The organism is Emticicia sp., assembly GCF_049241225.1.
GTDB lineage: Bacteria > Bacteroidota > Bacteroidia > Cytophagales > Spirosomataceae > Emticicia.
This window is the reverse complement of record NZ_JBMLRC010000041.1, coordinates 29,820-44,053: the sequence shown is the minus strand read 5'-3', so window position 1 is coordinate 44,053 and position 14,234 is coordinate 29,820. Positions and strand designations below refer to the sequence as shown.

Genomic DNA, 14,234 nt, shown 5'->3' with positions numbered 1-14,234 from the left:
AAATAATATGTTTAATAAAAAACTGCAAGACCTTACTTACCAAGATTTGGAGGATTTAATTTATATTCAACAGGTTGGTGAAGGGTACAACTTAGATTTTAAAGGAGAACCTAAGAATATAGATGATTTTTCTAATAAACTCCTTAAAATATTTTCATCATTTGCAAATACAAATGGGGGGTATATAATTATTGGGGTAGAAGAAATAGACAAACAACAAAAAGGATTTGAGATAAGAGGCATAAATCCAGCCATTAATAATAAAAATGCCGTTGAATGGATAAACCAAACAATTAATGGTAATCTTGAACCTAAAGTATTTTACTACGACCCCAAAGTAATAGAGATACCTAACACTGATAAAATAGCGGTTATCTATCAAATTCCAGAGAGTTCAAAAAAACCACACTTTAATAATCGAGACTGTAAATACTACATTCGTCAGAATGATAGTTCAGAAGCGGCCAAACATCATACAATTAGAGATATGTTTGAATTTTCAAGACATCGAACAGAGGAATTAAGCAATTTTTTAATCAAAAGAAACCTTTTCAATGAAAATGACGAAGATTTTGGCTTGACAAATATTTCAAAACAGATTAAGACTGAAGAATTTACAGCAGAAATAGCAGTTCCACAACCATTATTTTTAGCGTCTTTTATTCCTAAATACTTAAATCAAGATGTTTCAAAAGTTCAGAAAAGAGATTTTGTGAATTGGTTAGAGCAAAACTCACGAGGTTATCCACCTTTACCAAATTATCCTGTAATTTCTACTACTAAAAAAGAATATAGTTTAGATGGTGTAACTTTCAGAAGTTACAATCAATCATCTTATTTCGATTTTCTAAATAATGGTTTTTTCGAGGTTGGCTTATGCGATTCGCTATTTTGGAATTTTGAAGAAGAATGGGAAAAGCAACAGGTTTATTGCCTACATGTCACGTTTACGGCTGGTTATATCATTAGTTTACTTCATTTCATGAAAAAATTCTACGAGTATATCAATTATGATGATGAAGTAATGTTACAGTTGAGTTTTAGGAATGTTTTGAATTTTCATATTGAAGGCTTTAATCAAACAAAAGGCCGTCGTGAATGGAGAAACTACCGTGATATTCCTAAGAATAAAAACCACAATCATTTCAAAATTTTGCATTACTTCACACCAAGTTCGCTGAATGATGATTCAATCTCTTTGATAACTCAGGAGTTATGTGAAAAGATACTTTTAGGTTTTGGTATTAATGATAGTACGGCTTGTTTTATAGAAAATAATATTGATGTAAATACTTACAGTCATAAACGTCATATTTAATTTATCAAAAATGTCCGAACTATTGTCCTATCATACCGTCCGATTAACATTCAACGTGATTTTTTAATAGTTAGGAATTTCTTATATTTAAGCCTCATATATTTTCTGTTACAAGAAATCTTAAATAATTCATTCACATATCGTCTGATAACCTTCAAAAGTATCAGACGATATGTAATAGGAACAAAAAACTACTTGGTATTGTAGTAATTCAAAGAAACCCGAAAAGTATTCGACAATACCTCATTTAGTTTATTTGGAATCAAATACGCTAAATCAAGTCCAAAATCCTTAAATTTTCCACCTAAACCAAGTGTGAAATATTGTATATCCCCCTTACGCTTATTCTGAGTATAGTAGCCCGCACGAGCATAAAGAAATTCACGAAATTGAAATTCTATACCTAATGAAAAAGTAATTTCTCTCATGGTTTCACGAAAGCCATCAGGTGCAGTACCCCAAGATTGAAAAATTGTGCCGATTCCTGAAATACTTTCTTCATTTCGCCCTGCAATCACTTCATTTTGAATATTTCGTATCGAAGGCGTTGGCACGAGTAATTTGTTGGCATCAACAGTAAACATAAGTACATTCTCTTTCTTCCCCAAAACGAGGTTTTGTGCTGCACCAAGTTTGAGCAGTGTTGGTTGAAAATTTCGTGCTTTATAGTCTCCATAAGAAACTTTACCACCAATATTGGTCAACGAAGCACCATAATTTAACCAACGCTTTTTTGTATTCCTCCCATCGTGGTAAAAATATAAATCTCCAGCAATAGCATTGACTGGTTTTATGGTGATATTTTGGGTGATTGAACGAGCCGATAAGTTGGAATAAATATATTTCAAACCAACGGAAAGGCTATTGTTGTGGCGAAGTTTGAGGCTATAAAAACTATTGATTGAAAACTCTTTCGATTGGAAGTTTTTGATAAACTCCCTTTTATCGCCATAGATTGCTACATTTCCTGTATCAAAATATTTTGCCCCAAATCCATACGCATTTTTCTCTTTGGCTTGAAATAGATTCAACCCATATAAATTCATCCCTTGAATGAGGTTTCTGTAATAGGGTGTATAATGCAACGATGCACCGTAGGTTTTTCGATTTTTTTAGTGTTAGTGGTTGCTTAATTGTTATTTGTTAATAACAATACCACCTAACCCCAATCGTGCCATTTAAGAATTGAAATGACGTTAACAGTTTATAATATTACAGGGGAAATATTCCAGCCCTCAACCATCATCAAATAAACAATTTTGAAAGAAAATTAATTATTTGACTCGCACCTAATTTTAAACACAATTACTATTCATTCTTCATTTTTCGCACCCGTTGCACTGGGAGCTGGTAAAATGAAAGGAATAGCAATTAAGTTAGTGAATAAAAGGGGAAGTTTTTTAAAATCTTCTCCCTTACTCAAGTTATTACATTTCTTCAACTGATAGATACAAACTGACAGAATTTGAGTATTCGCCTTTCAATATATCTACACAATATTATTTCTTCTTTCTACCAAAAATCATCAAAACAGCGATTACAAAAGAGAACAGCAAAATTGCAGGCGTTGGCTATTTGACTGACAAGGGTAAACATAGCTCATTTGTGCAGTTTGGGTATCCCGAAGGGAACCCTCCCAACTTCCGCATTTCGCCCTTGTCCGCCAAGCCCACGACTGCTTTTCATTTGGCGTTCTTTTTGCTTTTCGCAGTTTCGATAAGATTCTTGCCTACGAAGAAGGGAAATAACCTCTTCCGAAGTATTGAAAAAACGACCAAACATTGGCCGGCTCATACATCATCTGTCTAAAAAACAGGTAATGAGATGGGAAAGAAAAAATGCGAAAGTTTACTGAACGCCAAATTTTTTTCAAAAACTTTTTAAATTTTTACAATCATGTCAAACAACAAATCAACCTCTCTCAAATCTTATCAAACTGTTGATGAAACAAACGGTGAAGTTTTATCTATTTATCGCTACCTCACTGGCAACCCAAGAGAATACCGCTTTAATGGGCAGGTAGGTAAATTTTACCTTGATGGCAATGATATAGGAGCAAAACTCAAAATGCAACCGATTGCGTGGCGTTTCTTTGAAGAAAACCTCTTTGCGAGAGATAGAAAGGAAGAATGGGGCGAAGTATTTTTTATTGACAAAGATAATTGTGTGGCGGTTGTGATGTTCAATAATTCGAGTGTAAACAACCTCAAAAAAGTAATGCAAAGTATCTATTATCGTGGTAGCCTTCAAAACCCAAAAACCTTTGCTGATTTTATTGTGAATATTGCTTCGAAAGAAAAAACAAACGAAAAAGGCAAATACTACATTGCAGAGTTTGATATTGAAGATGCCGACCCTGAAAAAGTAAAAGGATACCGTGAGTTTGCTTTAGACCACCACATCTACCGTGAAGATACGTTAACACCTACGGCAGTGTACAATAAAAGTTTGGTGTCAGATACCTACTTTTTACCACCAGTCCCAAGGGTTGAGGAATTAGACGAAGTAACCGAAACAATTCTAAACTAAACATTTAGGGGGTGAAACTCCCCCTACTCTATTTTAATCCTAATTATAAATCAAAAGCATGGAATCAAATACACTCTCGTGGGACATTGTAGAAAAACCTATTTTCTCAAATGATGCAGTTTTGACAAGTCATAAAGCCATTTTTAGAAACGATACCAATAATTTATTGAATGTAACTAAGCAAAGTTATACACCCACGAGCAACGAAAGATTTTTGGAAGTAGTTGAGCGAATGAACGAAATTACAGGTTTCCCGATACGTTGTTATGATGAATTTGAGGGAGGAAAAAAGGTTTTAGCATTTTTGGAATGTACCGAACCAATAAAAGTTTCGGGTTATGACTTCACTGATTATATGCTTATCGGCAACAGCCACGACAGCAGTACAGGATTTTTTATTGGCAATAGTTCGATGATGATACGTTGTAAAAATCGTTTCTCTAAAGTCTTCCGCCAGTTGCAAATACACCACACTAAAAACCACGACCAAAAAATTGAGGGTTTACTGAAAAACTTTGAAACGTATATGCAACAACGGCAAATACTTTTTTCAAGAATGGAACAAATGCACAGCGTTGAAATTGATGAATCAGTCAAAACGGCTTTGGTTGAAAGATTAGTACGAATGAGTGAAGAAGAGAAACTCGGTAATGAAGAACTAACCTCAAGAAAGAAAAACCTCATTACAAATATCAATACTTGTATCAAGAAAGAATGTTTGGCTTTGGGCGATACCGCTTTTGGTTTAATACAAGGTATTACCAATTTTACAACTCACGTACGTCGAAATCGTGAAAATGTTTTTGGTAATGTTCTCGGCGGAGCTGCCCGAATCAATGAAGAAGCATTTAGGTTTTGTGAGGCTTTGGTTTAATTCTAATCAAACCCTTTCCAGTTCTCAAAAGTGTTTAAAACTATCTTTTTATGCAAAACAATGTATTTATAAATAATTATCGAGCCTATCCAAGTATTTCTAATTCAGATTTGACTGAGTTTAAAAATTATCTTTTTGGCTTAAACCCCTTCAAACCTTACAAGGCTTTTGCGTTTGGGTCGGTATTACATAGTAAACTATTAGAGCCTCATTCACCCATTATTATTCCGCAAGATGTTGATATTGATTTGATTGAAAATCTCATTTCAAGAATCAAACAAAACCGATTTTGTAGCTGGGTTTTGAATGGAAGTCATAATGAAATGGGCATTTTATTTAACGACAAAAACACGAAACTACCTTGCAAAGCCAAATTAGATTTGGTATGTAGAAAAAATATCATTGTTGATATTAAAACCACCAGTCAGCGAAGCTATAATGCTTTTGTAAAATCTTGTTATCAATACGAATACGACCGCCAAGCGGCTTTTTACTTAGATGCCCATAACAGACAAACACCAAGCAAAAGTTGTTTCTTTTTTGTTGGAGTGCAGAAAAAAGAACCCTACGATATTTTTGTTTTTGATGCACTTGCCCATCCCAATTTTATTAAGGATGGCAGAAATAAATACCAAATGCTTTTACAGAAATGGCAAGAAGTAGGTGGAATCCCGAACGGCTTTATAGCACCATCTTGGAACATGAATCTTTTAAAAAATGTAGCATAGAATTGTATGAAATGGAAAGATGAAATTTTGAAAATGACTAACTCCGATGGGAGTTATCATTTTTTCAACCCTGCTTTGATTATTGATATTTTGGTTTGTGAAACTACATTTCAAGTAACAACCGCCAACAGAGAGTTTTTCACATTTCCCATTGGATTAAATCAAAACCAAATAGAAAAATTTGTTGGTCAAAAATTGGCAAAACACTAAAAATTTTCGTGCATTCGCACGATTTTTCTTGAATGAGAGGGGAATGTATGGCGAATTACTTTCATCCGTGAGTCTCGTAACAGAAAATTTTTGCCAATAGGCAAAATATTTTCTATCTACTCAATCACCAATGAAAGGGGCTTGTGATGGCTTGGCACTGAAAAAGTTTTTCAAAACTGCCTCCGTTGTTTTAATAAACACTTTCAATTGGCTTGGCTTTGAATGGAAGGGGAAGTTCCTTGAAGCGATAATTGTAAATTCAGATTTTAGAATTTTCGCACTAAATTACATTCGATATTTTTGGAAATAAATCTATCCATGAATTAAGTTTATCAGTTTATCTCAAAAATCACAAGCATGGACGGAAATGGTGCTGAATTTTTAGAATCACTGAATTTTAGACGTCCTTTAATAAATTCAACTTTGTACTTTCCAAGTATTAATTCATGAAACCATTTTGTATCGGTTCGAGCAGGTAGTAGGGCAATAACTTTACATTTACCTGTGCTGACTTCCAAATGTGCTTTTTTAACCCAACTACTAATTTCTTTCCCATAAGGAGGATTCATCCAGCAAGTTCCTGTCCATTCTTGTTGCAAACCATCGGTTTCAGGGCTAAAGAATATGGCACATTTTGTATTTTCTGAGGTTGCACAAACATCGGTCGTGAAATTATATTTCTTATCCAATTCGTCAAAAAAGCCTTGTGGTGTGGACCAAACTGTATTTTTATGACTAAAAAATGCCTTAATATTCATACGCTTTAAATCATTCATAAGAAAAAAAGCAAAGCCAAAAGCCTTGCCTTTTTGGAATCCTAAGTTAAAAATCACATGGTTAAAATCTCTTGCTGAGTGAATGTTACACCTTCGCAATCTGTACCCAAACAACTAAATATATTTCCATCACTGGTACGAATTGATTTCAAATATTTTTTACCACAAGCACAACGATATACTCCACGCATAAAACGATTGGTCATTTTCTCAACAATTTCCTTAATTGTGGCTATGGCATTTTCATCTACGGTTATAAAATGACTCTCACCTATATACGCATCCATTTTTTTGCTATATTGATAGAGTCTGAAATGTCGAAAATTAGTATCCATCAGCTTATCAGATTTCCGAAAATTAGTGATGAGTTGAAGCGAAACATCTTCATCTAATGGAGAATCCAAGACAACTAAATGGCTTTCGGCTTCCTGTTCTACAAAAAAACCAAGGCTTTGTGTTGTCTGAATAAAAGTTATGTAATCGAATGGTGGGGTTAAGTTATTTTTATATAATTGCATGTTTGGTTTTTAATTTGTTTTTGAAAGGTTCAATGTGAGCATATAAGTACGATTAAGAGCAGTAAAACCTCCAAGTCCGACGGTGGCCGCAATGTCAACATTCATTTGATATTTATCTCCTTTGAATTGAATATGTTGTAATCCGCCACCCAAAGTCAAAAGTTTTCTATCTCCTTTTAGTTTAGGGTCATTAAAATAGCCTATTCTTCCTACAAGTTTATCAGCATGATTAAATGTTGCACCAATTGAAAACATTATTTCATTAATTTCTTCTTTCACACCATCGGGTGCATCGGCCCAACTGGAAAAAATAGCAGATAAACTACTCGTTTCGTAAGGGTTCAAACCTTTTAGAATGTTACCTTCGGTATTGAGCAATGGTGGCGTTGGCACTAACAACTTATGAAAATCAATATTAAAACTCAATAAATCATTTGATTGGATTTTTTGATTATACGTACCTCCTATCTTAAAAACAGTTGACTGAAAATTATTCTTTTTATAATCTCCAAAACTTACTTTAGGCCCGATATTTTCAATTAAAATTGCCCCATTGAAATAGTGTTGCTTGGTCCTATCTCCTTGGTAGAATACACTCAAATCACTATTGAGTGTGGAAGCTGGTCGAACAGCATACTGACCGAATATTTGACGAGGCAATAAATGAGCATTAACATACCGAAATATCAAACCTCCACTCAATTTTTTGCTAAACTTCATAGAATATCCCGTTTGAATCGCAAGTGTATATGAATGGAATATTCCATTTGAATTACTGTTGTCATCTCGTAAATCAATTGTGCCGCTATTAAAATATTGCAGCCCCAAATTAATGACACCTACTGTTTTTAATTTGGAATAGGCATTTAATCGAGATAAACTCATATCAGAAACATGTCCTCGTGCCACAGGATTATACGAAATATTAACACCACTTTTTGCGTCTAAAAAAGACAACTTTGATTGATTATTTGTCCAATTACTCTCGTTCGGATTAGAAGCAAAGCCACCCATTCCTACACTTAACGAATGTGCATCAGTAGGATACAATAGAAAATTAAATGTGCCTAATGGAATTCGTTTTGAATTTACTTGACTGAACGTAAAAAGGGGAAAGTATAAAAATAGGAGGTTGAATAAATGCCTAAGTCTCATGGTTTATTTAATTTGATAAATCTTTTAATAACGCGTTCGCCTGTTTCGGGTAAGCTTAATTCAATAATATATTCCTCACTGGGTAAGTTTGACACATTGATTTGTAAAAAATCATCATTACTTTCTGCCCAACCTTCATACAATTTTTGACCGATAATACTGTAAATTTGACATTTTACCCCTGTTAAACACCCACTCGATTTGAGTTTCAACCAATGGAAGGTAGGATTAGGATAAAGTACCAAGTCATCCAATGTTGACTTTAAAACTGGTATTACAATACTGGTAAACTTGGAAATACCGTCCGATTGTAAACAACGGAATCGGTACTTTATGGTATCTACTTGAGCAACCTTAACCATTCGCTTATTGCTCGGCATAAAGCCATCTTCCCAATAGACTTCCCCCGTACACCCTTCTACTAAGTGAGAAATATCTGTACCAACACATACCTTTTTACTTTCGTCAGTATTGACAACTTTTCCTTGAAAAGTATAATCAATCTCAAAATAGGCTGTATCGGATGGACATCTTTCTTTGCTCTGACATATTACCCCTACCCTACCAACTATATTTTTAGTTATTGATTCCCCTGTTGAAAGAAACTTACTTTTAGCATCAAACCATTGAATTTCTCCCGAAGTGCAACCTGATGCTGTCAGTTTCAACAATTCTCCTTTTGAAGAAATCACAGGTATTATTTTAGGAGCAGGGAGTTTCTTCCAAATTTGGACTTTTAGGCTGGTTGTATCAATTTGGCAAACACCTGTAAAGGCTGAAAACCAAAGTCCAAGCAAAATCAATAATTGTTTCCCTTTATTCATATTATTGAAGAGTAAACTTAATTCTCTTAGCAGCCGAAATACCAGCAGTATCTTGGCAAGTAACTTCATATATACCTCCTGTTTGCGTGTTTACTGTAATGCTGGGAGTTGTTTGCCCTGCCCCCCACTTGTAAGTACCACTACAACCCGATGCTGTAAGAGTTACACTTGTCCCTTGACAAACATCTGATGCAGAAGCTGTTACATTAGGTACTGGCGATGAAACTGTAATAATAAACGCACCGCTGTAAGCTGACGAACAATTTTGAGCGGATGTGCATCTTGCTCTGTAATTGCTTGTTTTGCTTAAAGTAACCGTTTTAGATGCTCCTGTTCCATCATCCGTCCAAGTATTCGCCATTTCTTTTTGCCATTGCACTGTACCACTACAATTTGAAACTAACATTGTACTTGAACCATTGGTGAATATAGTTGTCGGATTGGCTGAAATAACTGGAACTTGTGGACGAAAATTGACTTTAACGACAACGGATGCCGATTGCGATTGCCCGTTGTTGGGATAAGTACAGGTGTATGAATAGGTAGTTTCTGAATAAATTGGTGATGGTGTAACGCTACCTGCCGAATAAGTTGGATTGACAACAGTAACTGCTCCTGTTTGCCCAGTATTCCATTTGATAGTACCACCCGAACATCCATAAGCGGTTAGAGTCGTTGATTCTCCATCACAAATAGTTTGAGGAGATGCTGTCGGAATAGGTACATTTTGCACATTAACCTTAATCGAATCCTTTAAACCAACACATCCAAAAGTGGATGTACAAAACGCAGCATAAAATTGTGTTTGATTGGGTGAAACCGTCAGACTATTTCCAGTTGTACCATTAGACCAAACGATTGTGCCATTACAATTGGCGGCTGTTAATGTTACTGCTTGTCCAACATAGATGGAATCTCTATTTTTACTCAAACTTGGTTTAGAAGGAAGCAAACGAATAATAACTTTGAGTGTATCCGAAGGGTTTGCTGACTGTGCAAATACTCTATTTTTAAATGACAATGCACAAAAAATGGCCATCAAAGCCAGTATTGACTTCTGCATAAATGAATCTGGGGTTTGGTTTATTGAATTTTTATTGAAATAATTTTACTCGGCGAAGTCCGACCGTTGACATTACAACTGACGGAGTAATTGGTTGAAAGTGTAGGCGTAACTGAAATAATAGTTGAAGTCATTCCATTTGACCATAATAGATTTCCAGTGCAACCACTGGCAGTTAAAGAGATGCTTTCACCTAAACAAATTTCTGACTTAGATGCAAAAACGCTTGGAACAGGCGGAAGTACAATTACTTTAATTTTATCTGATGTTCCTGTACAATTATTTGATAATTGGCAAGTAACTGAATATTCAGTATCAACAATTGGACTTACTTTAATTGTATGTTGATTTGAACCTGTATTCCAAAGAGGTGTTCCTTGGCAAGAAGATTCTTGGATTCCCAATGCTATACTTTGACCTTTATAGATTGAAATTGAATCTTGGTTTGGAAAAATAACGGGTTTATTTGGTTCGATGTATATCTTTTGTGAAACAACTTGAATATTATTGATTTTAGCTCGGATTTGGTGGTAGCCAGTATCGATTGGCATAAAATTAACTTTTTCGTGTAAATCTAAATAATTGGTATTGGAAAGAATACCACCCGTAGATGAAAATGAAACTTTCTGCCTAAATTCTCTTTTAAGTGAATTATTGATGTAGAGTCGAATAAAAGTACCATCGAAAGTAATTTTGTAAAGTGCATTTGAAAAATCTCCGAAAAGGGTTTCTTCTTCAATATCACCTGCACCATTAATGTATCGAAGTACCACATCATTATTATGAATAAAACGAAATCCAAATCTTTCACCTAAGATGATGTAATGTGCAAAATCCCATTTGACCAAATCAAAACCGTTATGCTGATATTCAAATACAATTGGATTGCTCGGAGATACAACAAAGTATTTGCGAGAAGTTAGAATAAAGTAATCTGTCCCTCCAAAATGAGAGACAGAACCATCGGCATTTATTTTACCTACTTCACGACGATAGGTGTTAGCTCTTGTAATAAAATCTTCAGGTTTTATTACCTGCCCATTGACATAGAATTTTCCAGCATTATATGATTGATTATTAGGAAAATTATTTGGCAGTGCAGCAACCAATTTTGATAGATTGTGCGAGCCAATAGTTGAAATTGGAATGCATTGCTTAATCCTCAGCGGTGTCTCAAGCCTTGATGCCGGAGAAAGGGTATCATCTTCGGCAATTCCATTTCCTGCAAAACTATTGTTTGATGGAATACTCAAATAAGCATAGTCCTCTTCAACTATTGTTGAATTTGAACGCAAACTACCACACTCATCTTCTGCCCAAATAATATCTCCAACATTAAAATACCCTTCTGGAAACCGATATACTCTTAAACCGTAAGCATCAAATAAAACATTTTCAACCTTTTGTATATACTCTGCCCCATTGATAAAAATTTTGGTTTTTCCTGTAGCACTTGAATTTCTGAAATTATTACAACCACTTGGAATGTTATAGATATAAAATTCTCTTTGCGTATTCAAAAAGTCTTCACTAATCCTTAGGCGGTTAACATCAGCCCTGAACAAACTTAGATAAATACCACCTAATTCATAGATTTCATTATCGACAGTGCAAGTTTGTTGGTAATTTGGGCGTACTTGAATTGTTAAGTCAGTATAAATTTCGGCTATTTGACCAGCGTCAATCGGTAAATCAAAACCATTTCGATAGTTGATTTCTGTACCATTGCCCAATGCTACACCTTTCGGTTTTCCAGTACATTCTCCACCAATTTGTCCTAAAACATAGCCTATCTGTTTATTTGTATTATTTGTAATTGTGATTTTGTAATTGCCTCCCGTAGTTGGTAAAAGACTTACTGGGGAAGAAGATGGCGAAGAGGCATCAACGATTACAGATTTATCAAATCCAGTACTTAATGAAAAAACTCGAATCGTGATGGTTCCACTAATTCCTGAAGGAGTATTTAAGCCAGTTCCTTCTACAAAGATTTTTGGGGGGAGGTTTTGAGCATAAGCAGTAAATGTTAAAACAAAAAGTAAGATAGGAAAGCAAAATCTCATAGTTGGATATAATCAAATTCTATATATTTTTACAAAAGTATTATATTATAATATTTTTTACAAATAAAATTTGATTTTATGTACACCCAAACAGAAAGAGATGGCTTACAAAAGACTCTTGAAATTATACTTTATGCCTCAATTACAGCCCTATTCTTCAATATTTACATTTATTGCTTCGCTTTTTTTGAGCATATTCCTCTCATTACTCAATTTATTTTAAAATTGAGTAAAAAAATTGATAATGTAACTCCATTTTTCAAACATCATCTCATTGGAAAAATAATAAGTTTTTTCCTATTATTCTTTTATGTTGCGGGAGGGCGAGGTGTAATTTCCAAAGACATTGATAAGAATAAATCCATTAATCAGCTTCTTCTCGGTACAATTCTATTCTTCGGCAGCAATCTACTTTTATACATCTCTTTCTATGCAAAATATTTCACTGAGTTTTTATATATCTTAGGCTCTGTTTGGGGCTATTTTATGATGATTAAAGGCGGACAAAACCTAAGTCGTTTATTAAATTTCAATGTAAAGGAGGATATTTTTAATCAAGAGAGTGAAACTTTTCCTCAAAACGAGGTTCGACTGGAAAATGAATTTTCGGTGAACTTTGAAACTTCATACAATTATGATAAAAAAGTTCGCAAAGGCGAAATTTCGATAGTGAACCCACAAAGAGCAGTTATGGTAATCGGAACACCTGGTTCGGGGAAATCTTACAGTGTTTTACTGCCAGCAATACGCCAGTCTATATCAAAAGGTTATGCTCTTTTTGTATATGATTTTAAATTCCCTGACCTAACTATAGAAACATATAGTTCAATACTAAACAACTTGGAAAGCTATGGAGCTACAAAACCCCAGTTTTTAGTGATTAACTTTGATGACCCCGAACGTTCACATCGCTGTAATCCAATAGCTCCACACTTACTTTTTGAACAAATGGATGCATATGAATCTGCTCGTACATTAATGTGCAATCTAAATCGAACTTGGATTTCTAAAGAAGGTGATTTTTGGGTAGATAGTGCGATAAACTTTGTAACAGCGGTGATTTGGACATTAAAAATGATTGCTGATAGAAAACACCAAACATACGTATATAAGTTACAGTCAAATCCCTGCGAAAAACCAGACCCTCTGATGAATGTTTGTACGCTTCCCCATGTGATAGAATTTGCGAATCGAAAATATGAAGAGATATTACCAATTTTGGTTAGTTATCCAGAAACAAGAAATTATGCCAAATCCTTTTTTGAGGCTTTCTCAAAAGGGACTTATGAACAATTAGATGGACAGGTTTCAACCACGTTAAATGCACTGGCTCGTCTTTCAACACCCACGCTATATTGGGTGATGTCGGGGAATGATTTTGATTTAGATTTGAATAATAATGACGCACCTAAGATTTTATGTGTGGGCAATAACCCTGAGCGAGATAAAATTTACGGAGCAGCCTTAGGTCTTTATACATCTCGAATGATAAAAACCATTAACAAAAAAGGGAAAAAGAAATTGGCCCTATTTTTAGATGAACTGCCAACGATTTATTTAGGCGGATTAGATAAATTGATAGCAACCGCACGCTCGAATAAAATTGCTACTTGGATGGGTATTCAAGATTTTTCTCAACTCAAACGTGACTATGGCGACAAAGAAGCAACGGTTATTATCAACAATGTCGGAAATATCTTTTCTGGACAGGTAACTGGCGAAACGGCGGAAAAATTATCAAAACTATTTCTGAAAACCAAACAGGTAAAAGAATCTTTAACCGAAAGTCGAAACGATTCGTCAATGCAGTTTTCGATTCAAGTTTCAGATACTGTATATGCAGCCAAAATAACAAACCTAAGTCAAGGAACATTCGTAGGGCAAATGGCAGATAACTTTGACCAACCGATTGAAAACAAAACTTTTTATGCAAAAATCAATGTTGATACCCCTCAATATCCGTTGCAAGAATTGCCAATTATCAAAGATTTTACTACATTTGTAAGCGAAGACTTTGCTAAAAATCACACCAAAGAAGCAATCAAAAAATATGTAATTCAAGAAAATTACAATAGAATTATTAAAGACATTGATTTGCTTACCCAAGAAGAAATGATTCGAATCAAAGAAACGCTTCCTCATCTAATTAAGCCTAAAAATCCCTAAAAGTTAAAAA

12 protein-coding genes and 1 pseudogene are annotated in these 14,234 nt (G+C 34.6%); 6 read left to right on the top strand and 7 right to left on the bottom strand.

The annotated features are described in order from the left end of the window. Positions 1–7 precede the first annotated feature (7 nt). Entirely contained in the window at positions 8–1,318 is a 1,311-nt protein-coding gene (locus tag ACOVO2_RS02710; RefSeq protein WP_421768496.1) for a helix-turn-helix domain-containing protein, read from the top strand. A 191-nt stretch (positions 1,319–1,509) separates the two neighbouring features. Here ACOVO2_RS02710 and porV read toward each other — a convergent pair. Next, positions 1,510–2,409: pseudogene (porV, locus tag ACOVO2_RS02705) on the bottom strand (type IX secretion system outer membrane channel protein PorV); the annotation flags it as partial. A gap of 805 nt (positions 2,410–3,214) precedes the next feature. On the opposite strand from porV, the gene ACOVO2_RS02700 reads away from it, so the two are divergent. From ACOVO2_RS02700 to ACOVO2_RS02685, 4 genes are read left to right on the top strand one after another with little or no spacing between them, the layout of a single operon-like run. Continuing rightward, complete coding sequence (locus tag ACOVO2_RS02700; protein WP_421768495.1) at positions 3,215–3,847, top strand: hypothetical protein; 633 nt, start codon at positions 3,215–3,217, stop codon at positions 3,845–3,847. A gap of 58 nt (positions 3,848–3,905) precedes the next feature. Beyond that, entirely contained in the window at positions 3,906–4,721 is an 816-nt protein-coding gene (locus ACOVO2_RS02695) for a DUF932 domain-containing protein (protein WP_421768494.1), read from the top strand. A 50-nt stretch (positions 4,722–4,771) separates the two neighbouring features. Beyond that, positions 4,772–5,449: a PD-(D/E)XK nuclease-like domain-containing protein gene (locus ACOVO2_RS02690; RefSeq protein WP_421768493.1), complete on the top strand. Its 678-nt coding sequence runs from the start codon at positions 4,772–4,774 to the stop codon at positions 5,447–5,449. Between the two features lie 6 nt (positions 5,450–5,455). Next, positions 5,456–5,659 carry a hypothetical protein gene (locus tag ACOVO2_RS02685; RefSeq protein ID WP_305951693.1) on the top strand — a complete coding sequence of 68 codons (204 nt, stop codon included), beginning with the start codon at positions 5,456–5,458 and terminating at the stop codon, positions 5,657–5,659. A gap of 332 nt (positions 5,660–5,991) precedes the next feature. Here ACOVO2_RS02685 and ACOVO2_RS02680 read toward each other — a convergent pair whose 3' ends face one another. From ACOVO2_RS02680 to ACOVO2_RS02655, 6 genes are read right to left on the bottom strand one after another with little or no spacing between them, the layout of a single operon-like run. Continuing rightward, on the bottom strand, positions 5,992–6,492 hold the full coding sequence (locus ACOVO2_RS02680; protein ID WP_421768492.1) for a DNA N-6-adenine-methyltransferase: 501 nt from the start codon (positions 6,490–6,492) through the stop codon (positions 5,992–5,994). Continuing rightward, entirely contained in the window at positions 6,489–6,953 is a 465-nt protein-coding gene (locus ACOVO2_RS02675) for a hypothetical protein (protein ID WP_421768491.1), read from the bottom strand. Before ACOVO2_RS02675 ends, ACOVO2_RS02680 begins: the two co-directional genes overlap by 4 nt. 9 nt (positions 6,954–6,962) lie before the next feature. Continuing rightward, entirely contained in the window at positions 6,963–8,108 is a 1,146-nt protein-coding gene (locus ACOVO2_RS02670) for a PorV/PorQ family protein (RefSeq protein WP_421768490.1), read from the bottom strand. Beyond that, complete coding sequence (locus ACOVO2_RS02665; RefSeq protein ID WP_421768489.1) at positions 8,105–8,932, bottom strand: T9SS C-terminal target domain-containing protein; 828 nt, start codon at positions 8,930–8,932, stop codon at positions 8,105–8,107. The genes ACOVO2_RS02670 and ACOVO2_RS02665 overlap by 4 nt, the downstream gene beginning before the upstream one ends. A 1-nt stretch (position 8,933) precedes the next feature. Next, the gene (locus ACOVO2_RS02660; protein WP_421768488.1) at positions 8,934–9,995 is read right to left on the bottom strand and encodes a hypothetical protein; all 1,062 of its coding nucleotides are present in this window, start codon (positions 9,993–9,995) and stop codon (positions 8,934–8,936) included. A gap of 20 nt (positions 9,996–10,015) precedes the next feature. Next, positions 10,016–12,058: a hypothetical protein gene (locus ACOVO2_RS02655; protein ID WP_421768487.1), complete on the bottom strand. Its 2,043-nt coding sequence runs from the start codon at positions 12,056–12,058 to the stop codon at positions 10,016–10,018. Positions 12,059–12,136: 78 nt separating this feature from the next. Between ACOVO2_RS02655 and ACOVO2_RS02650 the strand changes: the two genes are divergently transcribed. After that, on the top strand, positions 12,137–14,224 hold the full coding sequence (locus ACOVO2_RS02650) for a YWFCY domain-containing protein (protein WP_421768486.1): 2,088 nt from the start codon (positions 12,137–12,139) through the stop codon (positions 14,222–14,224). The last annotated feature ends 10 nt before the right edge of the window (positions 14,225–14,234 follow it).